The sequence below is a fragment of the Paenibacillus sp. LBL genome, assembly GCF_029893715.1.
Taxonomy (GTDB): Bacteria; Bacillota; Bacilli; order Paenibacillales; family Paenibacillaceae; genus Paenibacillus_AQ; species Paenibacillus_AQ glucanolyticus.
In genome coordinates, this window is record NZ_JARXYU010000002.1 from 105,350 (window position 1) to 128,028 (window position 22,679).

Here is a 22,679-nt window from a genome sequence, read left to right on the forward strand (position 1 = left end):
TTCCTTCTGGTCATCCCGATCGCTGCGGGCGGGCAGCAGGGCTGACAATCTACATCCCGCCTGCGAGCATAACGCGCTGTTATTCCTTTACGACAAGACCGAATATTTTGGTTAAAGGAATGGCCTGATGCGGCGAAATGATGCATCCCTGCAGATCCTCCAGCGTAACGCCTATGTTATGGAAGTCCGTACGGCTTAAATCAATCCCTGCCAGCTTCGTGCCGGAGAATTGCGATTGATCGATCTGACAATCCAGAAACTCCACTTTGCTTAATTCAGAATGGTAAAAGTCCGATTTTACAAGGGAGGTGGATTGAAAGGAAACCTGCTTCATGTTAGCAAAGCGAAGCGTGGCGTAATCCCCTGTGCAGTGATTAAACAGCACATTACGGATGGTGGCTGCCGTTAGGTCTAGCCCTAGAATTTTGCAATGATTGAATTGCACGCGGTACATGATAGCCTCGCTGAGATCCACGTTGGATAAGTCGCAATGATTGAACACGATATCTGTAAGTTCGGCGTGGTGGAGGGAGACGTGCTGGAATGTAACGTTATTGAATATCATTTGATCAAACAGAACCTTGTTGGCTGCAACATATGATAAGGTTTCGTCCTGACAGGTGGATTGCTCAAATGAAGCTTCATCGTCGACACCTGCATCGGACAGGATCAAAGGTTCAAGCTGCTTGGGGAGTTTGGGCTTCACGATTTTGACGGGTGCTGAATGGTTGGATGGCATGATCTTTCCTCCAAAATGGGAATAAGGATGATGAACTTCCGGCTAATCGCAGGCTTTATTGTATAGAAGTATATCATGTCCTTAATCCATTGTCCGGTCCTTGATGTTGATCGCAGCATCCAAAGTTCCGCCAAGAAGCTGGGGCGACCATGCCAGCAGACTGACTCGGCCTTTACCGGTCAGATCGCCAACAAATGGGATCATCTGTTCTCCAGATATCCATGGGCCAAATAGAGCTTCGCGTGGACCGAAGGCGGCTCCCGAGCTGTAGTAAACAGACCAGCTGCCCGTTTTATGATCAACAAGCACCAAATCCTCATACCCGTCGCCATCTACATCACCAAGCCTCACCGACAGCTGCGAGTCGCTCAGGTTATGGGCCGAATACCATATACCGGCATCCAGGAGGTCTCTGCAACTGCTTAGCCAGACCCGACAGGTTCCAGTGGCGGGATTCCAAACGACGAGGTCATCCAGGCCGTCCCCATTCACATCCCCTATGCAGGGAATTTCTCCTTCACGTACAGCAACCTTGTTCTGAATAACAGGAGTAGCAAAGCCGCTCCCGAAACTGTAGGCAATGGCGGCTTTTCCGCTGCGAGGATTCCATAAACATAAGTCATGCCTGCCATCCCCGTCAAAATCACCGGTCAAACACTCCCAGTTCATGACTTCAGCTTCTGACAGCCATGCACCCGCAGGGCATAAGGTGGTGCCTGTGCCAAGGGCAACCTCGCACAATCCAGGCTCCCCATACCACACGGCCGTATCCATCCTTCCGTCCCCATCATAATCCCCTGTCATAGCCGTGCCGCCCGGATGGAGCGGCCAACCCGTCAATAACGGGCGTATGGACAACACGCCGTTATGGAGCCGAAGGGGAGCATCGAATCGAATAGTCGCTATGCACCATAGGTTGTCGGTTTCACTTCGAATAAATAACTGATCTGGCTGCCGATTTCTTTTGGCAAGCAGCAATGTCGGGTGCTTGATTGTGAGTTTATTCAGCAAACCGCTCTCCCTGAAATCCGGTATGAACGGGGTCAGCGACGTTAGGGGGACAAAGGATTTATGCTCCTGTTTGAAGTACCGAATGATTCTTCTGAGGGGCGAGTTCGGATCATAATGGACAGTACCGTTAGCACGAAGGTGAATATATGAGAATTCGAGATACGGGTGGTAGAAAAATGACGCCAGATCCTTCCCGCCCGTATAGTCCTTTATGGTTTGCCCGATACGAGCTACATCTTCTTCGATGTTGTCACCTGCAACGTAATAGAGCGGGGTAGGTACATAGAGGGTTCCGTTCGAGAATGGATCGTCAGGGTCGAGTTTGAGTACAGGCGTCCTCGCATCCGGTGCGGATGGCGGGGATTCATATAGAATGCCGTTACAGATCTCGATGATATGCCGTTGGACGGGGGAAGCAGTATAGTGGGGAGTTTCGAACCAGCCGGCGGTCAGATCGGCCGCCTGGAAGGCATTCTCGGCAAGCTGAACCCGCTGATACGCATAGGATTGCTGAAGCTGCAGGAGAGACGTGAGAGCGTCGGACCGATCATCGGGGGGACAATTGGCGCTGCAATCGGGATAGGCAAACTCGAACCCGTCTCCGCTGACCGAGTCCTCGTATTGATGCGTATATCCGTGCATGCCGAGCGAGGCGCCAAGAGTGAGCAGCGTTCTGAGCATAAGGACAAAACGAAGGGAAACATCATTTTCCGCATCGGTTATAGACCTGTCAATACTCTGTGCTGGATCGACATAATGCGGGATGACCGCAAGATGGAAGGGGATTCCTTCATTATGTAGGAACTGAGCGATGACAAGTAATTTGGCTTGTTGTTCCTCACTCTCGTAATTTCCTCCTGGCCCGATATCTTCAAGGCGTATTAGTGCTTTATTCATTCAGATGTGCTCCTTTCCCGGATACACTGGATCGTAATGCGGAGTATATCCATATATTTATGCGGGGACGGTGCACCGTGCCATTTCTGAGGAACGGTGTTGCACGAAAAAGAGGATCAAATGACTGTCAAGCGAATACAAAGAGAAGAAAAAACGAGCAGGAGGAAGAACATGCAGATCAGATACGCTAATGAACATGACGCTGAAGGTATTGCCAAGGTGCATGTGGACAGTTGGAAAACAACCTATAAGGGAATTGTGGACGATCGCTTCTTACAAGCGCTGTCTGCCGCCGATCGTGTAGAGGGCTGGCGCTGGAAGCTGGCGAACATGCCGGAGGACGAGCAGCTGCTTGTCGTGGCCGATGAAGACGGAAAGGTGTACGGGTTTATGTCTTACGGCACAGAACGTGAGCAGAAGATGCCTCATGAAGGAGAACTTTACGCCGTCTATCTGTTGGAAGAGATTCAAGGGCAAGGCTATGGAAACCAACTGTTTGCCAGGCTGAAAGAGTATATGAATATGAAGGGATACACCTCCTTATTGGTCTGGGTACTTGAAGGCAATTCGGCAGAACACTTTTATAGACATAAGGGCGGACAGGAACAGAAACGAAAAGAGATTGTCATCGGCGGGAAAACCCATACCGAGATTGCATTGCTGTGGGATTCCATTGACAAGATCACATAATTCAGGCAATCCCCTTAAAGTTTACATCCGTGCGGCAATCTACTATGATTAACATATATACCCCTGTGGGTAATTATTAATCCTTGTCATATCGTAGGAGGTTCGCATTTGAGTATTATTCCCATAGGTCCTTTGATGATCAGGGCAGATATCGTTCTCTTCCTTATCTGTGCTGCGGCCGGGCTTGCAGCACTTCGAATTCGCTTGCGCCAGGAGCCGCAGCGGGAATGGGTCCTTGACACTTTTTTGACTGCGCTGATCCTTGGTTTTATCTCGTGGAAATTCGGCATGCTGCTGTTTGATCCAATCCGAACCCTTCAGCATCCGACGTCCCTTATTTATATGACGGGCGGAACCCGAGGCATCTGGCTGGGGTGCATCCTTGCGCTTCTCTATGTTGGTCTTCGATGGAATAAGAGCAGGGTAAATTCGGGTCTGCTGCTCAAGTCGGCTATGTTGTCGGCATTCGCGAGCGGACTGGCAGGATCGATATTTCAGTGGCTGTGGGCGGATGGAGCGAGTGTAACGATTTCGTTGTTCTACATTGTATTGTTCGGTGTTCTGCTTATCCTGAGCTGGCTTCAATTCCAGAAGCCGCTAACCCATTACCTTACGCTCGGTTTAGGGAGGAACAGGGCAGTGCTGCTTCTCATGTCAGCTCTGTTCATATGGGTAATCTATGACTTTGCCTCCAATTCGGCCAGCGAGCGAGATGCCGGTGCTCCGAGTCAAGGAGAACATGCGGATCATATTATCGAGGGCTTGAAGCCAGGACTTCGCGCACCGGACGTCGCACTCCTGAACCTGGAAGGACAGAAGGTAAAGCTGTCGGATTATCGCGGACAAACGGTTCTTCTTAACTTTTGGGCATCCTGGTGCCCGCCTTGCAAGGTAGAAATGCCATATATGCAGGATTTTTACGATAAGCATCAAGACGAAGACGTTGTGATTCTGGCAGTTAATATGACGCATCTGGAAACTAACATGAGCGAGGTGCAGGCTTTTGTCGAGCAGAACGGTTTAACCTTTCCTGTTCTATATGACCGGAACGGGGAGAACACAAAAAGCTATGAGGTCGTAGCCTATCCGACTACCTATGTGATATCGCCAAACGGTATCATTTCGGAGCGGTTTCAAGGGGCGATAAACGAAGATCTGATGGAACAAGCCTACCGTAAAGCGCGTGAATAAGCAGGGTGAAAAGGCGGAATTTTGGCTTTGTGGACATTTATCTCTGCCGACTTCCCTCCAGCAGGAATATAATACACAAACGCTTGGGAGGGGGAAAAAAAGTGCAACCAATACCAATATCGGCAGACGGATGCAGAAATTACGTCGGCAAATCCATCTGCGCTGTCATGCATGATGGAACTGAAGTCGTGGGGACTATTCGCGGTGTACATGATCGAGGCCTCGAACTCGAATTTGCGAACCCATCCGCATATATATTGTCCACAAAAGGCAAAAAAGGCAAGAAGTCTTCAAAGTCAGCTAAAAATGGTGCGCAAACATCCGCATTTGCACCATATGGCTACGGCGGTGGCTATGGCTATGGCGGTGGATACGGAAGAGGATACGGCTGGGGAGGCAATGTATTTGCTTGGGAAGCCATCGCTCTGTTATTCCTCATTCCATTCTTGTTTATCTAAAATAGAGAAAGAACACGTGATCACCGGCAGATGATGTTTTATATAGAAGAGACAGGGCATGGGATATCCCAGCGCTGTCTCCTTTTTAATTCCGGATTATATATTTCGGGCATGGGAGCTGAGTAGGGCTGAAGCCGAAGCATTGGTTTGTCTCAGGAGCCATATGACAGGAGTAAATGCGATGAGAAAACAGCTTCCGGCCAGAATCGGAAGTAAAGACCATTCGGCAATGGAATAACCGAGAAGCGTTTGCCAGCCGATGGCAACCAATCCAAGGAGATAAGCGATGCCACTCATATGGATGAGTATCGGTTTGGCTGCAGGATTGAAGGATTTTCTCAAGGACAGCCAGGCTACGAATGGGATTGCTTGAAGAGCATGAAAGCCTAACCCATGGAGCCAGATGATGTTACCGCCGATTCCGGTGAAGCGTCCAGCATTGATGGATATCCATATGCCGGCTGCAAACGAAATCAGCACCGCGATCATGGCATAACGAATGCCAAGCACAAGCTCAGGGTGTGCTTTCATCGCCTGTTTCCGGAAGTACTGAAGCCCAAAAATCAGATAGAGTATCAAGAGCAGCAAAGCCACGGCGGAGAAAGAAATCGCTATGACCACATCAAAGGCGGAACCGTTCTGAACGAACCTCGGATTGACACCGCGGAAATTTTGTACCGTCTCGGCAAAATAGGAAAACAAAACGAGAAAAATATAACAGCAGCGGAAGATGGACTTGCTTCTCGGTCTTAAACCGGATACCGGCAAGATCGCTGCGGTTGAAATCGTGAATATTCCCAGCGCCGCAGTAAAGGAAATTGCTTTGGAGACATCGCCATCGGGGGCGACAGGTCCTCCATTCAGCAGGACCCATATCCCGCAAATTCCGGCTAATAAGAAGCCGATCAGCCCTGCAAGCATAAGCCAGGTCTCCTGCTTATACAATTTGACAAATTGGTTGGTTGTTCCGTGTGAAGGTTGATTCATAATGATTAACATCCTCTCCGTAATGATGAATTGCTTATAATTTACAGTAGAAAGGCTGCCTTATTAACGGGCTGGGGATGTAATCAGTTACCGTACCTGGGAATGGTTCCTATCTGGGCTTAAGGAGGGGATAGGAGATAACGGAGGGGATGGTGGTGCAGGAATTAAAGCTTAGCCAGTGCTAAATAACTAATGTGAGCAGCCTAGAAATGAACCCTTCGCTTGATTGTTCCTTTCCTGAATACCTACTAAATTGAAAAATGTGGTTATTCACTTGAAGGATCGATTAGTAGTGTAAGGATTTGAAATTTGTATTTGGACTGCCTAACGAGAACGGGCAGCATGACAGAAGGGGCGTCATTTTTTATGTCCAATCGAATTTTGGTTACACCCGAGCAACTGGAGCAGGTTTCGGCACAATTTGCTCAGTCTGGTCAACTAAGCAGTGACATGGTGGAGCGGGTAAAAGGAGGCAGAGTGCCGATGAACGATAGACAGAGGAAGTTCAAATACATAATGACGGTCATTGGCATAGTAGGCGTGCTCGGCACGGTTGTTCCCAATTTACTGAATGCGGAATATGCGGCCGCGGAAAAGGCAGTGATCTGTATATCCTACCTGGTGGGAGTCCCGCTTGTAGTTTCGTTGGTTTATTGGGCAGGCAAAAACATAATGAAGGGTTGATAATCATGGAACAGCAGCTGCTACCGATAGGCTCGGTGGTCAAATTCAAGGAATGGGATCAGACGCTGATGATATATGGGCGGATGCAGAATGACTCCAAGACGTTGAAGCGTTGGGATTATGTCGCCTGCTTCTACCCTCATGGCAATCTGACGAAGGATTCCAATATCTTTTTTAACCATGAGGATATATCGGAGGTTGTATTTAGGGGATATATTAACGACGATGAAATCGCATTTCGCGATGCGCTGATTGAAGGGATTGAAAAAGCCGATCAAATGGCGCAATCCGCAGGCGCGGATAAATCATAGCTCTATTACACAGCAGCTCGGTATGGAGGCATCTCCAGCGGAGCTGCTTTTTTTGTTTTCAGAGGAACGTGTATAAATAACAAAACAAAAAAAACAGATAAATGATCTTTGTTTATTTTTGAAAAATACACTATTCAAACATAAACGGACATGATAATATAGGAATCAAATGAAAGCAAATTCATATGGTCAATCGGAGGGGAAACTTCATGGTTCAGAGCTTATGGGAACAATCTACAGCGCAGCAGGCACAAAATACATTGGATGAGCTTGTATACCGTTCCAATTTGATTGGGGCGGATCGGCGCGTCTGCAATTGGGGCGGCGGCAACACATCCAGCAAAACCACGATTCAGGATTTCCGAGGCAAAGATGTAGAGGTCATGTATGTGAAGGGCAGCGGCTCCGACCTTGCAACCATGAAATCGGGCAATTTCACAGGCTTGCGACTGGAGGATATTCGGCCATTGTTCGAGAGGGAATCGATGTCCGATGAGGAAATGGTGGCTTATCTGGGCCACTGCATGGTGGATGCCAAGCATCCTCGCGCTTCCATTGAAACGCTACTGCATGCGTTCTTGCCGTTCCGGCATGTGGATCATACGCATCCCGATGCCATCATCAGCTTATGCTGCGCTCATAACGGCAAGGAACTGGCCCAAGAAATCTTTGGCGACCGATTCGTATGGGTTCCGTATGTACGACCCGGGTTCACACTGTCGAAGATGATTGCGGAAGGGGTGCTGGCGAATCCCAAAGCTGAGCTTGTTCTCATGGAGAAGCACGGTCTCGTAACCTGGGGAGATACCTCTGAGGCATGTTATGCGCAAACAATTCGTATCATTAGCGAAGCAGAGGCTTTCATCGAAGCCCGGGTTAACAACGACAAACTGTTTGGCGGGCGCAAATTTGCCCCGTTGACCTCTGAGGTACGCCGCAGCATTGCGGCAGAGGTGATGCCTGCCGTTCGCGGTGCTGTGAGCGACGTCAAGAAGATGATCCTGTCTTTTGACGATCAGGACGATGTGCTGGACTTTGTCGGCGGCAGCGATGCCCCCAAGCTATCCCAGGTGGGAGCGGCATGCCCAGACCATCTGGTCCATACCAAGGTTGTTCCCCTCTTCATCGATTGGACACCGGATGCTGACGATGTGGAAGGCCTTAAGGCGAAGCTGATTGAAGGCATTGCAGACTACAAAGAGCAGTATAAAGCGTACTTTGAACGAAACCGCCATGAAGGTGATGTTATGTTCGAAGCAGCTCCGCGCGTTATTCTTATCCCTGGAATCGGGATGATTAATACCGGCAAGAGCTGGGCGATGTCGCAAGTCAGCGGTGCCCTGTACCATCGGGCGATTGCGGTTATGCGGGGGGCGACGGCACTGGGTGATTTTGTGTCCCTGAGCGAGAATGAGTCTTACAATGTAGAGTACTGGCCGCTTGAGCTGTACAAATTGTCCCTCGCTCCTGCCGAGACGGAGTTCTCCCGTCAGGTTGCCTTCATCACAGGCGGGGCAGGCGGGATCGGCAGTGCAACCGCCCGTCGATTGGTGTCCGGGGGAGCGCATGTTGTGCTGGCCGATTTAAATTTAGAAGGAGCGCAGCAGGTTGCCGAGGAGATTAATGCAAAATACGGAGATCATCGGGCGTTTGCTGTTAAAATGGATGTAACCGATGAAGAGGCGGTTCAACGCGCCTATCGTGAAACGGCAATAACCTATGGCGGTGTTGATATCATTATCAATAACGCGGGCCTTGCAACATCCAGTCCGTTTGATGAGACTAGCCTGAAGGAATGGAACCTGAACATGAACGTTCTGGGGACGGGGTATTTCCTTGTAGCCCGAGAAGCCTTTAAATTAATGAAGGTACAGGGCGTCGGCGGAAGCATGGTGTTTGTTGGCTCGAAAAACTCCGTCTATGCCGGGAAAAACGTGACCGCATACAGCTCCGCGAAAGCACTGGAGGCGCATCTGGCCCGCTGCATTGCTGCTGAAGGCGGGGAATACGGAATCCGAGTCAACACGATTTTGCCTGACGCGATTCTGCAAGGGTCTGCAATATGGAACTCGAACTGGAGAAATGAGCGGGCGGCAGCCTATGGAATTGAACCGGATCAACTGGAAGAGCATTACCGTAAACGCACGACTCTTCTTGTGAATATATATCCGCAAGACATTGCCGAAGGCATTGCTTACTTCGCTTCTTCGAGATCCTCGAAGACAACCGGCTGCATGCTGACCATTGACGGCGGAGTGCCGGCTGCATTTACTCGTTAATTTGGATAGAAGCACATGCACATACGCGATCCACAAGGAATCATGATGATATCATATTTCATATAATCGGGCGCTGGGTCTCTTATGACCCGGCGATCCTCATTCAAGCGGGGGGTTATGAGATGAGGCAGGATGTTGCAAGGAATTATGAAGAAGCGAAAAAGCTCTATGAGCAGCATGGCATCCAGGTAGATGAAATCTTGACGGAGCTTGAACGTATCAAAATCTCCATCCATTGCTGGCAAGGAGACGATGTTCGCGGATTTCTGTTCCGGGATCAGGAGCTGTCTGGCGGGATTTCCGTAACCGGCGAGTATCCCGGCGCAGCAGGAACGCCGGAGCAGCTTCGGGCCGATCTGGAAAAAGCGATGTCGCTTATTCCGGGATCGCATAAGGTGAACCTCCATGCCATATATGCGGACACCGAGGAATCGGTGGATTTGGATCAGCTGGAGCCCAAGCATTTTCAGTCCTGGGTGGATTGGGCCAAAGTACAGGGAATCGGGCTTGATTTTAATCCAACCTGCTTCTCCCACGACAAGTCGAGGGACGGTTTTACGCTAAGCCATGCCGATCCGGCTATTCGCCAATTCTGGATTGACCATTGCAAGGCTTCACGCAGAATCGGGGCTTATTTTGGTGAACAGCTGGGTCAGACCTGCGTGACCAACATCTGGATCCCGGATGGTTATAAAGACATACCGGTTGATCGTTTAGCGCCCAGACAACGGCTGAAGGCATCGCTGGATGAGATTTTTGCCGAGGAGATCAATCCAGACTGGAACCTCGATGCCGTAGAGAGCAAGCTGTTCGGGTTGGGCTCCGAGGCTTACGTTGTCGGCTCCCATGAATTTTATATGGGGTACGGCATTCAGAATAATAAGCTGATTTGCCTTGACGCAGGTCATTTCCACCCAACCGAAGGCATTGCCGGAAAGCTGTCCTCACTCGCGCTCTTTACGGAAGGGCTCCTCCTTCATGTAAGCCGGCCGATGCGGTGGGACAGTGACCATGTTGTCATTATGGATGATGAGTTAATTGAAATTGGACGCGAGCTTGTGCGTAATGACTTGCTTGGTGTCACCCATATCGGGCTGGACTTTTTCGATGCAAGCATTAACCGCATTGCCGCTTGGGTTATCGGTACTCGCAATACGATTAAGGCGCTGCTTCGTGCCAAGCTCGAACCGACCGAGACGCTGAAGCAAGCCGAGCTTGAGGGTGATTACACAACCCGTCTTGCGTTAATGGAAGAGTTTAAATCCTATCCCTTTGGAGCGGTGTGGGATTACTACTGCGAACGCATGGGGGTACCCGTCAGGGAAGAATGGTTATCCGAAGTGAAGCGGTATGAGCAGGACGTATTACTGAAGCGCTTCGGGTCATAAGTAGAGCAGGATCATTTTTTATGCAATCATCGTTGTGTCGGGCAGTGGAAATTGATCTGACAAGGAGGCTAGAGAACGTTGAGCGTTCTTGCATTTGATATTGGAGCAAGCAGCGGAAGAGCTATGCTGGGGCAGTTAAGCAGCCGAACCATTGAAGTGAAGGAAATCCACCGATTTCCGAATGACCCTGTTCGAGTTGGCAACCGCTTACAATGGGACGTTCTCCGGATTTATCATGAGATGAAGCAGGGCTTGCTGCGGGCGAAAGGGCAGCACGGACTGCCGACAAGCATAGGCATCGATACCTGGGCGGTGGATTACGGTCTTGTGGATCGGAATGGCGAGCTCATGACGAATCCGTATCATTATCGCGATACGCACACGGACGGTGTGATGGAACAGGTCATGAAAAGCGTGCCGCCTTCCGAGATTTTTGAACGGACGGGGATTCAGTTCCTCCCGTTTAACACCATTTATCAGCTGGCCTCAATCCGGCAGCAGAAGCCTTATCTGCTTCAAGAAGCGGAGCGGTTCTTGATGATTCCCGATCTGCTGCGCTACTTCTTGACCGGTGAGATGGCTAATGAGTTTACGAATGCTACCACGACGCAGCTGTATAATCCGGTTTCAGGCAGCTGGGATCATTATCTGATGAATTCTTTGCATATACCTCATGGGATGTTTCATCCAGTCGTTCAACCCGGCACCCCCGTTGGATCTTTGAGATCTTCCGTAACAGAGGAGCTGGGGATCGCGTCCGTTCCGGTTTATACGGTTGCCGAGCATGATACGGCATCCGCCGTGGTGGCGGTACCGGCACTGGATCGGTCATTTGCTTACTTAAGCTGCGGTACCTGGTCGTTGATGGGAACAGAGGTGGAGCAGCCTGTCATTCATGAACGGGCCAGAGAGCTGAACTTCACAAATGAGGGAGGGGCATACGGTACTTACCGGCTGCTCAAGAACATCATGGGTCTGTGGATTCTGCAGGAGTGCCAGCGGACCTGGGAGCGGGAAGGGTTATCCTACTCGTACCCCGAATTGGTTAAGATGGCGGATGCAGCACCTGCTTTTGCATGTTTCATTGATCCGGACGATCCCTTATTCCTCCCGGCTGGAGACATGCCGAAGCGGGTAAGGGAGTATGCGGCTCGCACCAACCAGCGCATTCCGCAAGCTGAAGGTGCCATCGTGCGCTGCATCATGGAGAGTTTGGCCATGCAGTACCGTTATGTGCTGGATTTGACCGAGGAATTGTCCGGACAGAAATTTCAAGGGTTGCATATGGTAGGCGGTGGCATTCATAATGAAACATTATGCCAGTGGACGGCGAATGCCATCGGCAAGCCTGTATGGGCTGGACCTGTAGAGGGCAGCGCCATTGGCAATATGGCTGTGCAGTGGATTGCACAGGGCGAGTTGTCCGATATATGGGAGGCTCGTGCCGTTATTAGGGAATCATTCCCGGTCAAGACTTACGAGCCCGAGGATACTCCACTATGGGAGGATGCCTGTGGTGTGTTTGGTCAGCTGACCCGGAAGAGATAGAATATATCGAATAGTAAGGATGGGCGGTAATATGCTGGTTGCAGAACGATATGAGAAAATAGTACAGTTGGTCAACGAAAGAGGGAGCATCCGCGTCTCCGAGCTGAGTCAGCTATGCGGCGTAACGGAGGAAACGATTCGCCGTGACCTTGACAGGCTGGAGCAAGCAGGACGCCTGCGCCGTTCCCATGGAGGGGCGGTTAGTGTGAAGGATCAACCGGAAATTCAGCGCTCGCAGCCGGAGATACCGTATGCTGAACGGGAAATCATGAATGCGCTGGAGAAGCAGCGCATTGCGGAGGAAGCGGTCAAGCGAATCCATCCGAATGACCGTATCTTGCTTGATGCCAGCTCAACGGCCTGGTATATGGCAAAAATCATACCGGATATTCCGATTACGGTATTGACGAATTCAATCAAGGTGGCTGCCGAGCTAAGCACCAAGGAGCGCGTCCAGGTTATATCTACCGGCGGCATTCTGGCACACCGCTCGTTGTCCTTTGTCGGTCCGCTTGCGGAACGCTCTCTTGATGCTTATTACGTGGATAAAGCCTTTCTGTCCTGCAAGGGCGTGCACCTGGACAGGGGACTTAGCGAATCCAACGAGCTTCAGGCCAGAATAAAGCATAAAATGATTGGAATGACGGATGAGACCATTGTGCTTGCCGATGCCAGCAAATTCGGTGCTCAGGCTTTTGCCCAGGTGGCCGACTTGTCTCAAGTGAATCTGATTATTACGGATAGGAGATTAACGGAAGAGGAAGCCGATCCTTATCGAGCTTTAGGCATCACCATTCAATCTGTGTAGAGCAGCGAATGGACATCAACATTGGAATCCCCCCGAGGTCGGGGGGTTCTTGCCAGAGACCGATCAATCGGTCCATATCCTGATGATAGCGGGGTGAAAATCATGAAGATTTCGTTGTTTGTTACTTGCCTCAGTGATGCCTTGTTCCCGCGGGTGGCTGAATCCATGGCAAGGCTGCTGGCCAGGTACGGTGTTCATTTGGAATTCCCGGAAATTCAGACCTGCTGCGGTCAGCCGGCCTATAACAGCGGTTACTGGGAGGATGCACGAATAAGCGCGAGGACGATTCTCGACGCTTTCGAAGATAGTGACTTCGTTGTTTCCCCTTCCGGTTCCTGCACCTATATGATTCATCATTATCCGGATCTGTTCAAGGACGATCCCCTCTACCTGAAAAAAGCGAAAGCGCTTCAATTCAAATCCTATGAGTTTACCCAGTTCCTTGTCGATGTGCTCGGTGTGACCGATGTGGGAGCCGTTTATCCGCAAAAGGTAACCTACCATCCCTCCTGTCACGGCAGCCGTCTGCTGGGCGTTAAGGATGAACCGATGAAGCTGTTGAATCAGGTGAAGGGGTTGGAGCTTGTACCGCTGCCTTTTGCAGAGGATTGCTGCGGGTTCGGAGGCACGTTTGCCGTGAAGATGGCGGATATTTCGGGAGCCATGGTCACCGAGAAAAGCGATCATGTGCTGGAGACGGAAGCGACCGTGCTGGTCGGTCTTGATATGGCCTGCCTGATGAATATTGCCGGCAATTTGCGTCATCGGGGCGAGAAGGTGCAGGTCAAGCACTTGGCCGAACTTCTGTACGAGGGGGTGAGCGTGCATGAACACAGCTGAATCGAAAGCGCATTCGGTTAAGGAACGTGCAGGTTACGCTCTGAACAACGAATTTCTGCGCAATGCGGTGAAGTTTACAACAGAGCGGCTGCGGCTTGGCAAAAAGCTGGCGTCGGAGGAGCATGGCAACTGGGATGAGTGGAGGGAGCGAGGACGTCAAATCCGGCTTCATACCATCGCTCACCTGGATTACTATTTGAATGAGTTTGCTGAACAGGCCAGGGCGAACGGGGCTCATGTCCACTTTGCGGAGACGGCGGAGGAAGCGGTCGCGCTATCCCTGCAGATCGCGGAGCACAAGTCCGCCAAGTCTGTCGTAAAGTCCAAATCGATGGTGTCCGAGGAGCTGCATTTGAACAAAGCACTGGATTCCATCGGCGTGGAGGCCGTGGAAACGGACCTCGGCGAGTACATTATTCAGCTTGCGGATGAAACCCCATCCCATATCATCATCCCTGCGATCCACAAGAACCGTTATCAGATCGCAGAGCTTCTGTCTGAGGAGGCGGGCGAAACGCTGCCGCCCGACACGGCGATCATGGCAGGTTTTGTACGAATGAAGCTGCGCGAGAAGTTTCTCGAAGCGGATATTGGCATGACGGGCTGCAATTTTGCAATTGCCGAGACGGGATCAATGGTATTGTTCGAGAACGAAGGCAATGCCCGGATGGTGACCACCGTGCCCAAGACGCAAATAACGCTTATGGGAATGGAGCGGATCATCCCGTCATGGGCTGACCTGGAAGTGATGGCCACCTTGCTCCCGCGGTCAGCGACCGGCCAGAAGCTGACAGTCTATATGTCTGGAATCAGTGGTCCCAAGAGAGAGCTGGACGCCGATGGACCTGATGAAATGCATATTATCATCATCGATAATGGGCGTTCTCTCCAGCTCGGCGATCCGGAATTCCAGGAGCTGCTCAACTGCATTCGCTGCGGCGCATGCCTGAACGCCTGTCCCGTATATCGCCATATTGGCGGTCACGCATACGGAGGCACCTACAGCGGTCCGATCGGTGCCGTATTGACTCCGGCGTTAAACAAGAATGTCGCGGAATGGGATGATATCGCCAACGCATCGAGTCTGTGCGGAGCATGTTATGAGGCATGTCCTGTGAAGATTCCGCTCCACGATATGCTGGTATCCTTACGGCGAAGAAAGATTGAGGCCGGACGCGGTGACAAGTTGGAAGCCATGGGGATGAAGGGCTTCTCCGCGATAATGGGTAATGCCAAACGTTATCGCAGCGTGGTATCCCTGGGGAAATGGGGGCAGAAGTTTGTCGTTCGAAACGGGGAGATTCGGACACGGATCGGCCCGTTGAAAGGATGGAACTCGTACCGAGTGACCCCGAGTCTGCCTAAGCAGTCCTTCCGGGATCGGTGGCCGGAGATGGAGCGGGATATCCGCCGAACCTCCGGGCAGATGGAGCCTGAAATCGCAAACCGATTGAAGGAACGGCTTCAGCAGCAGAAGTCGCGAAAGGGGGAGGACTCCCATGGGTAACCATGCAGACGGCGGGTGGTTAAGCCAACTGGAAGAACGCTCGCGCAAGAAACAGGAGTTGTTCATGGATGGGATTGCCGCGAAGCTGGGAAGAGACCGCGTTCGGTCAGCTCCGGAGCATCCTTTTCGCGGTGCGCCTGATTTCTGGCATGAATTCCAGTGGCCGCTGGAAGAGAAGATTACGCAATTTACCGCGAACTTTGAAGCGGCCGGAGGCCATGCGGTCAGGGTAAGCAATCGTGAAGAGGTAAGACGGTTTATTCGAGATAAGGCACTGGAGATGAGTGCGGCCACGATTCTTCGTCAACGGGAAGAGGCTCTGGACCTTTTAGAACTTGAAAAGAGTTTGCCGGAGGCCATGATTCTCTCCTGGAACAAAGCTGCCGACACGGACTGGAGAGCTGTCGCCGCGAAGGCCGATTTTGGCGTGGTGATGGCTGATTATGCAGCGGCCTACACGGGTTCGATTACGGTGAAATCTGCCCCGCATAAAGGAAGATCGGTCAGCCTGCTGCCCACGGTACTGATTGCCGTCATTCCTGTCGATCGGATGTATACCCGTTTAGGCGAGATTCTGTTTCAGTTTGATCAAGGCGGACGTGAGCAGCTTCCTGCCGGCATCCATTTCATCTCGGGTCCCAGCCGTTCTGCCGATATCGAGAATGATCTGACGATCGGCGTTCACGGACCCGGCATCGTCTATGCCGTACTAGTAGATTCTTATGAGTAATCATTAGATAAACAATAAGCCCCTTGCCTGGAGTAGGAATGTTTATACTCCAGGCAAGGGGCTGTTTAGCATGTCGGAATTCTATCATTTTCAGGCGAAGGTAAAAATCTCGGTAGCTGCAAGAAGAACATCCCTCCAAGCGGGTTCTGTTTTTCTGCAAGCACGTCGATGGTAGTTTACTCGGTCGCTCGTTGTTTTTTTTGTGAGATTATTTTCCTTTTCGCGTCAGCTCGGCCAGTCGATCCCACTGCTCATGGGTTACTTCTGACAGGTCATTGAACTGGCCTGCACCCCTCAGCCATTCGCCGCCATCAATGGTGATGACGTCCCCATTAATATAGCCGGCATAATCCGAGATGAGAAAGGCGGCCAGGTTGGCCAATTCCTCCGCGTCGCCAACGCGTCGCAGGGGAATGCGGTCGATCATTTTCTGCTCAAGCTCCGGCGTCGGCGATAATCTTGACCATGCGCCTTCAGTTGGGAACGGTCCGGGCGCAATGGCTACTTGACGAATACCGTAAGAGGCCCATTCCACAGCTAAGGATCGGGTAAGTGCGAGCACTCCCGCTTTCGCAGCTGCGGAAGGGACCACGTACCCTGAGCCTGTTGAAGCGTAGGTAGTGACAATGTTGAGCATCGTTCCGTTCTTCCCCTGCTCGATCCAGCGCTTGCCAACCTCAAGGGTCGTGTAGAAAGTTCCATGCAGCACGATATTTAACACAGCATCCACCGCTCGTGGCGAAAGACGTTCAGTCGGGCTGATAAAATTGCCAGCCGCATTGTTCACAAGCACATCAATGCCTCCATAATGCAATTCTGCTGCATCGACTAGTGCTGTGATCTGCGCAGGATCCCGTACATCACAGGTCTGATGCCATACCTCGCATCCCAATTGCCTTAGCTCATCAGCCGTCTGCTGCAGAACCTCCTCCCGGCGTCCGCATATGGCCAGCTTGGCGCCAAGCTGTGCGAACTTCTCGCCCATGGCACGTCCCAGTCCGGTTGCGCCTCCTGTGATCAATACGACTTTGTTTTGAAGTAAATCGTCGGTGAATGGTCCCATCGATTATTCTCCTTTCAAGCAGTGATGAAAATAGCAGAACGAATAAGTGAATCTGATGTTCATATGAGCGGCTGGTATCGATATTCGATATTGGAATTGCAATCGCTTACTTCCAGCGTAACATGGTTATCTCTTCCAGTCATCATATTCTTGTTTCATAACGGGCTGGCTTGGTTAGGTTAATAAGAAACGCTGGTTTAAAACGATACATCGTCGTGAATTCTACGCCTTAATATCACAACGGACCTTGAATGGATTACATCACGAGATGAGGTACCCTACATGAACCTGAAATCACTGACGGAGCGGCTGATTCTTAAGACAATTACAGGCAGCACTGCTGTGGAAATCACGAATCTCGATACGGATTCAAGAGCCATCAGACCTGGCGGATTGTTTGTCTGCGTTCCGGGATTTAATGTAGACGGCCATGATTATATCGAGCATGCGATACAGAACGGTGCTGTTGCCATTATGGCTGAGAAGGAGCTTCCGGAGCTTCCCGGGAACATTACGCGGATTACTGTGCCGGATACAAGAAGGGTGCTTCCCATTTTAGCCAACTCCTTTTTCGGTAATCCTACCGAGCAGCTGAAATTGATCGGGATTACGGGGACGAACGGCAAAACAACAACAACACATATGGTTGATAAGGTGCTGAATGATTCCAACCGCAAAACGGGAATTATCGGTACTCTCTATATGAAAATCGGAGATCATGTAGAGAAAACGTTGAATACCACGCCGGATACGATCCAGCTGCAGCGATATTTTCATGCGATGGTTGCCCATGGCGGCACGTATGGCGTGTTGGAAGTATCCTCGCATGGACTGGATATGGGAAGAGTGCGGGGGTGTGATTTTCAGACCGTTGTTTTTACAAACCTGTCCCATGATCATCTCGATTTCCATCAGAACATGGAGAGTTATCGCAATACGAAGGAACTGCTGTTCACCCAACTAGGCAACAGTGATCGTGACATGCAGAAAAAAGTGGTGCTGAATGCTGATGATGCGGCCTCATCCTATTACGGGAAGCGTACATCCGCACAGATTGTGACATACGGTATTCATAACCCGGCGGATGTTCGTGCTCTGCATATTCAAAATACCGGGGACGGCTGCAACTTTATCGTAGAGACGCCATGGGGAAGTAGCGACTTCAGTATGAAGATTCATGGCATACACAACGTGTACAATGCGCTGGCGGCCATTACTACTTGTCTGCTCGAAGGGATTCCGATCCAAGAAATCAGGAACAGTCTTCAGGATTTTGCAGGTGTTCATGGACGTTTTCAAGAAATAAAGACAGACAGGAGTTTTCGCGTAGTTGTAGATTATGCCCATAATCCGGATGGGCTCAAGGCAACCTTGCTGTCCGCTAAAGAAATTACCTCGGGCAAAATGATATGCGTGATGGGCTGTCGGGGCGAACGGGATCGGCTCAAACGGCCGATCATGGCGGATATTGCAGCATCCTATTCGGATTATGTGTTGTTCACAACGGACAATCCGTTCTCCGAGGACCCGGAGCAGATCATAGCTGAGATGCTCGGAGGTTTGAGCTCTCATCATGTCGTCAACTGGGAGGTAGTGCCGAACCGCAAAGAGGCGATTCAACGAGCGGTCGAGATGGCCGGGGACCAGGACAGGATTATCATTACCGGGCGGGGTCATGAGACCCGTTACGTAGCGGGGAGCCAGGTTGATTCTTTCAGCGATGAGGAGGTTGTGCTGAGTTCCCTTCAGGTCATGGAGCACGGCATCCAGATGATGTCACCCGAACAATAAGCTTAAGCGATCTTGGGAGGTGTAATCTTGAAACGAACAACGATTGGCATCATGTTAGCAGCGATTTTGTTGACTGTGACAGCTTGTACCAGCCCTTCATCCCCGTCAACGGAGGGAGAGCGGCAGGAACAGGAGCAGGAGCAGGAGGTCAGCCGGGAGGAAAAGTCCCCCGATACTCCATACCAAATGCTTGCTGAACAATTGAAGACACCCTGGGCGATTGATTTTGACGGAGAAACGATTTATATCAGCGAACGGGGAGGGAATATCGTTCAGATCCAGGACGGCGCATTAAACAGACAGTCTGTACATACAGAGAAGCCGGTTGCCCAGATAGGAGAAGGCGGGTTCTTGGGCTTTGTATTAGCCCCTGATTTCAAGGAATCCAGAAGAGCCTTCGCCTATCACAGCTATGATCAGGACGGATCGGTTATGAACCGGCTGGTTCTATTGGAGCAGAAGGGGAATGAATGGACAGAAGCGGAATCGTTCATTGAGAAAATCCCGGGCTCCAATGTGCATAATGGCGGAAGAATAGCGATTGGACCCGACAATCATCTCTATGTGACTACCGGTGATTCAGGAGAGGGCGAGCTTGCGCAGAACCAGGAGAATCTTGCGGGGAAAATATTGCGGCTGACGCTGGATGGCAAAATTCCCGAGGATAACCCCACAGCAGGCTCCTATGTGTTTACGTTAGGTCACCGAAATTTGCAAGGCTTGGCTTGGAATTCCGAAGGAGAATTCTACAGCTCAGAACACGGACCATCCGGTACTCCTGGTGGACACGATGAGATTAATGAGATCACCGCAGGCAGCAATTATGGCTGGCCCGAGATTCTTGGGGATGAGCAGCAAGAGGGCATGAAGACCCCGGTGTACCATAGCGGCGATACGGCCATTGCTCCTTCGGGCATCGCTTTTGATGAAGAGGATCAGATGTATGTTGCTACCCTGCGCGGTCAGAAGCTGTACCGGTTCCAGCCGGAGAGTACCTCACTCGATGTTGTGTTGGAGGATGAAGGCAGATTAAGAGACGTGAAAGTATATAACGGCAAAATTTATGTCATTACCAACAACACCGATGGGCGGGGTGTGCCCTCCGATAACGATGACCGGCTGCTTGTACTGGAATAATTCAGAGAATTGTACATGTCTTGTCGTTTGAGAGAATAGGATAGAAGAAGCGTACCGTACCGTTCTAAAAAAGCCCCTTCCTGTATGGAAGAGGCCTTAAGTGGCAATAACAGATATTATGTTTGTCCGCTTTCGACCTGCTTTCGGATACGGTAGACGCATCTCTTGTCGCCCTTGGCGAGGCATTCGGTACGTTCCACATCGGCCTCCAGCAGCGATTGAAACAGGTCAAGCTCACAGCGGCAGGCATGCTGGAACCGGTTGGCTACCTGGGATATCGGGCAGTTCAATTCTTCGAATATATATTCATCTTCCGTTACCTTTTTGTAATCGACCATATATCCGTTGTCATTCTGAATTTGGGCAAGCGCTGCAACACGCTCTTCCAGGGCATCCGCTTTAACAGCAGGCGTATACTTGTTCAACAGTGTACCTTTTCGTTTATCAAACAGCAGCGAAATCATCTCATCACCAGCTTCGTCCTGCAGCTCGCTGAGCAGGTCAAGAGCAAGAGCGTGATAGTTCTTAGGGAAAAAATCCTCCGCAGAATCGGTAAGACTGTATAAGGAAACGGGTCTTCCCATCGGTTGCTTCACGGTTCTGTATGTGATGTAGCCCTCATTTTTCAAGCTTTCCAGATGACGCCTGACGGCCATGCCGGTAATGCCTAATGTCTCGGTAATGGATTTTGTGCTCAGTTCACCATTTATTTTTAACATTTGCATGATATACTCGCGAGTGCTGTATGCGACTTCCTGATCCACTAAAATCACCGCCTTGTTTCTCGATGAATTACTTCTATTACAACTAAAAATCGTTAAAAAGCAATATGTCTCATCTTATGACTTTACCTTCTATAAGTCAACCGGAATAGCAGTTTTATAAGCTTGATGTGACGCCGTTTATTGACAATCCACATGTTTGACCACATAATTATGATATATTTTAGTATAAAAAGTATAAAAAACAAAGTGTCTCAAGGTCACGGAACTTTATTTGGAAATGATAGGCAATGAAAAATTATAACATGGGAAGGTGGAATCACGAATGTATGTTATTGGTTCGGCTTGTATCGAAGAGAAAGCGGGAGAATGCGTAGACGTTTGCCCTGTGGATTGTATAGAAGAAGGAGATGACCAGTTCTACATAGACACGGATATCTGTATTTCATGCGGTGCTTGCGAGGCAGCATGCCCGGTGGCCGCTATTTTCTATTTCGAGGACCTGCCGGAAGAAGAGAAGCATTACTTCGATAAAGCGGTTGAATATTATAAAAACAAGTAGGGCGCTCGGGCGCTCCGGTTTGAGGCTAGCAAGCGCTCCGGTTTGAGGCTATCCGCTCTGTTGTCCGTCCGTTTCTTGGATTGGAATAGGCAGGGGTGAAACGGACTCCCAAAGGATCGGCTATCCTCAAACCTCCGCTGTGGGGGAAGATCTACAGATCAAAAGATTAAGGGATCAAGGGATTGAAAGATCGAATGCGAGAATAGCGTGACCAATCAATGATGTGTGCGAGGCATCACCCTAACGGACCTAGCAGGCGTTATTCTAGCGAAATCGAGCGATTGCAGGGATTAACGGACACCGTAGCTCTTATTCGTCACTGAAAAGCACCTTTGGGGGTGTTTTCGAGTAAATAAGAGCTCTCCAGTCCGTTAAAAAATCAAAAGCTGGTTTTTTAGGTAGATAAGAGTGTTCCAGTCCGTTAGCGTCCTCAGTTACTCAACCACCCAGGAACCACCCATTCAACCACGCTGCAGCCATCCACTCACGCGGACAGCCATCGACGTAAGGGGGTAGCCAGCAAACTCCTCGGGCAGCATCCAAACTGCATGTACATCCCTCGACGGACGTCTATCCAACCACACAGCACCCATCAAATCACGCAAAAGTCATCGTACCTTACGGCGCCACCAACCCTCACGCACAGCCACCGAGTCGTACAGCCATCTACCGAACCCCATGGCCAGCCACCAACCCTCACGCACAGCCACCGAGTCGTACAGCCATCTACCGAACCCCATGGCCAGCCACCAAACCGCACGCACAGCCACCGAGTCGTACAGCCATCTACCGAACCCCATGGCCAGCCACCAAACCTCACGGGCAGCCACCGAGCCGTATAGCCATCTACCGAATCCCATGACCAGCCACCAAACCGCACGCACAGCATCGAACGACCCGGGCAACCATTCGCCCCCGCGCCGATCACGCGCTGCGGGGCGATGGTCAACTCGCTCCATGGGGACCGGGCTGATTTCTAGCGAGCGGGAACAAAAAACAAAGAATCAATGACAACCAGTGATAATACTACAATCACAGATCATCAATTTTAAAGCCATTCGGGAAATAAAATGTACCCCATAAGACAGACACTTTAAAAAAGGTCAACTTATAGGGTGCATTTTAAAATTAGAGAGACCTCTCTAAATTATTTCTCGGGTGGTTTATTTCGCTTGGATGAAGTGTTCGACGTAGGCATGCCTCGAATCAACATCGTTATTACTTTAAACCCCTGTAAAACCACCTATTGAGGCGCTTAGAATGGGAAAATTTCCTGATGCGAGGTTCGGGGCATGCTTGGATGGATGTCGACCAAACAAGGCTGGCAAACATACAA

The 22,679-nt window shown here is 50.5% G+C and carries 20 protein-coding genes; 15 read left to right on the plus strand and 5 right to left on the minus strand.

The window, feature by feature from the left end; all coding sequences use genetic code 11:
* Positions 1-79 precede the first annotated feature (79 nt).
* Both M2277_RS05730 and M2277_RS05735 read right to left on the minus strand, forming a co-directional pair.
* Entirely contained in the window at positions 80-739 is a 660-nt protein-coding gene (locus M2277_RS05730; RefSeq protein ID WP_006211064.1) for a pentapeptide repeat-containing protein, read from the minus strand.
* 81 nt (positions 740-820) lie between these two features.
* A complete protein-coding gene (locus M2277_RS05735) occupies positions 821-2,647 on the minus strand; it encodes a DUF2334 domain-containing protein (protein ID WP_280754348.1) in 1,827 nt (608 codons plus the stop codon).
* A 171-nt stretch (positions 2,648-2,818) separates the two neighbouring features.
* Here M2277_RS05735 and M2277_RS05740 point away from each other — a divergent pair, with 171 nt between their 5' ends.
* The 3 genes from M2277_RS05740 to M2277_RS05750 all read left to right on the plus strand — a co-directional run bounded on the left by M2277_RS05740 (position 2,819) and on the right by M2277_RS05750 (position 4,986).
* Entirely contained in the window at positions 2,819-3,337 is a 519-nt protein-coding gene (locus M2277_RS05740; protein ID WP_036642364.1) for a GNAT family N-acetyltransferase, read from the plus strand.
* 108 nt (positions 3,338-3,445) lie between these two features.
* Positions 3,446-4,528, plus strand: coding sequence for a redoxin domain-containing protein (locus tag M2277_RS05745; protein ID WP_280754349.1), 1,083 nt, complete (start codon positions 3,446-3,448; stop codon positions 4,526-4,528).
* Between the two features lie 101 nt (positions 4,529-4,629).
* Positions 4,630-4,986, plus strand: a complete 357-nt coding sequence (locus M2277_RS05750) for a hypothetical protein (protein WP_006211060.1) — start codon at positions 4,630-4,632, stop codon at positions 4,984-4,986.
* Between the two features lie 96 nt (positions 4,987-5,082).
* On the opposite strand, the gene M2277_RS05755 is transcribed toward M2277_RS05750, so the two are convergent.
* Positions 5,083-5,973: a hypothetical protein gene (locus M2277_RS05755; protein ID WP_076150526.1), complete on the minus strand. Its 891-nt coding sequence runs from the start codon at positions 5,971-5,973 to the stop codon at positions 5,083-5,085.
* Between the two features lie 366 nt (positions 5,974-6,339).
* Between M2277_RS05755 and M2277_RS05760 the strand changes: the two genes are divergently transcribed.
* The 9 genes from M2277_RS05760 to M2277_RS05800 all read left to right on the plus strand — a co-directional run bounded on the left by M2277_RS05760 (position 6,340) and on the right by M2277_RS05800 (position 16,068).
* The gene (locus M2277_RS05760) at positions 6,340-6,657 is read left to right on the plus strand and encodes a hypothetical protein (RefSeq protein ID WP_231888185.1); all 318 of its coding nucleotides are present in this window, start codon (positions 6,340-6,342) and stop codon (positions 6,655-6,657) included.
* Positions 6,658-6,662: 5 nt separating this feature from the next.
* Positions 6,663-6,968, plus strand: coding sequence for a DUF4176 domain-containing protein (locus M2277_RS05765; protein WP_063479932.1), 306 nt, complete (start codon positions 6,663-6,665; stop codon positions 6,966-6,968).
* Positions 6,969-7,177: 209 nt separating this feature from the next.
* On the plus strand, positions 7,178-9,247 hold the full coding sequence (locus M2277_RS05770; RefSeq protein ID WP_076150527.1) for a bifunctional aldolase/short-chain dehydrogenase: 2,070 nt from the start codon (positions 7,178-7,180) through the stop codon (positions 9,245-9,247).
* Positions 9,248-9,369: 122 nt separating this feature from the next.
* Complete coding sequence (gene rhaA / locus M2277_RS05775; protein ID WP_036642373.1) at positions 9,370-10,635, plus strand: L-rhamnose isomerase; 1,266 nt, start codon at positions 9,370-9,372, stop codon at positions 10,633-10,635.
* A gap of 78 nt (positions 10,636-10,713) precedes the next feature.
* A complete protein-coding gene (locus tag M2277_RS05780; protein ID WP_280754350.1) occupies positions 10,714-12,183 on the plus strand; it encodes a rhamnulokinase in 1,470 nt (489 codons plus the stop codon).
* Positions 12,184-12,214: 31 nt separating this feature from the next.
* Positions 12,215-12,991, plus strand: coding sequence for a DeoR/GlpR family DNA-binding transcription regulator (locus M2277_RS05785; RefSeq protein WP_006211051.1), 777 nt, complete (start codon positions 12,215-12,217; stop codon positions 12,989-12,991).
* 102 nt (positions 12,992-13,093) lie between these two features.
* Positions 13,094-13,831, plus strand: a complete 738-nt coding sequence (locus tag M2277_RS05790) for a (Fe-S)-binding protein (RefSeq protein WP_006211050.1) — start codon at positions 13,094-13,096, stop codon at positions 13,829-13,831.
* On the plus strand, positions 13,818-15,338 hold the full coding sequence (locus M2277_RS05795) for a LutB/LldF family L-lactate oxidation iron-sulfur protein (RefSeq protein ID WP_006211049.1): 1,521 nt from the start codon (positions 13,818-13,820) through the stop codon (positions 15,336-15,338). The genes M2277_RS05790 and M2277_RS05795 overlap by 14 nt, the downstream gene beginning before the upstream one ends.
* A complete protein-coding gene (locus tag M2277_RS05800; protein WP_280754351.1) occupies positions 15,331-16,068 on the plus strand; it encodes a LutC/YkgG family protein in 738 nt (245 codons plus the stop codon). Before M2277_RS05795 ends, M2277_RS05800 begins: the two co-directional genes overlap by 8 nt.
* A gap of 208 nt (positions 16,069-16,276) precedes the next feature.
* On the opposite strand, the gene M2277_RS05805 is transcribed toward M2277_RS05800, so the two are convergent.
* Positions 16,277-17,131: an SDR family oxidoreductase gene (locus M2277_RS05805; protein WP_063479928.1), complete on the minus strand. Its 855-nt coding sequence runs from the start codon at positions 17,129-17,131 to the stop codon at positions 16,277-16,279.
* Between the two features lie 282 nt (positions 17,132-17,413).
* Here M2277_RS05805 and M2277_RS05810 point away from each other — a divergent pair, with 282 nt between their 5' ends.
* Both M2277_RS05810 and M2277_RS05815 read left to right on the plus strand, forming a co-directional pair.
* Positions 17,414-18,922, plus strand: coding sequence for a UDP-N-acetylmuramoyl-L-alanyl-D-glutamate--2,6-diaminopimelate ligase (locus M2277_RS05810; RefSeq protein ID WP_280754352.1), 1,509 nt, complete (start codon positions 17,414-17,416; stop codon positions 18,920-18,922).
* A 27-nt stretch (positions 18,923-18,949) separates the two neighbouring features.
* The gene (locus tag M2277_RS05815) at positions 18,950-20,059 is read left to right on the plus strand and encodes a PQQ-dependent sugar dehydrogenase (RefSeq protein WP_280754353.1); all 1,110 of its coding nucleotides are present in this window, start codon (positions 18,950-18,952) and stop codon (positions 20,057-20,059) included.
* A gap of 116 nt (positions 20,060-20,175) precedes the next feature.
* Here the strand turns inward: M2277_RS05815 and M2277_RS05820 are convergent, their stop codons facing one another.
* Positions 20,176-20,823 (minus strand): helix-turn-helix transcriptional regulator, encoded by a 648-nt coding sequence (locus M2277_RS05820; RefSeq protein WP_280754354.1) that lies wholly within the window; start codon positions 20,821-20,823, stop codon positions 20,176-20,178.
* Positions 20,824-21,106: 283 nt separating this feature from the next.
* Here M2277_RS05820 and M2277_RS05825 point away from each other — a divergent pair, with 283 nt between their 5' ends.
* Positions 21,107-21,343, plus strand: coding sequence for an indolepyruvate ferredoxin oxidoreductase subunit alpha (locus M2277_RS05825; protein ID WP_006211042.1), 237 nt, complete (start codon positions 21,107-21,109; stop codon positions 21,341-21,343).
* Positions 21,344-22,679 lie beyond the last annotated feature (1,336 nt).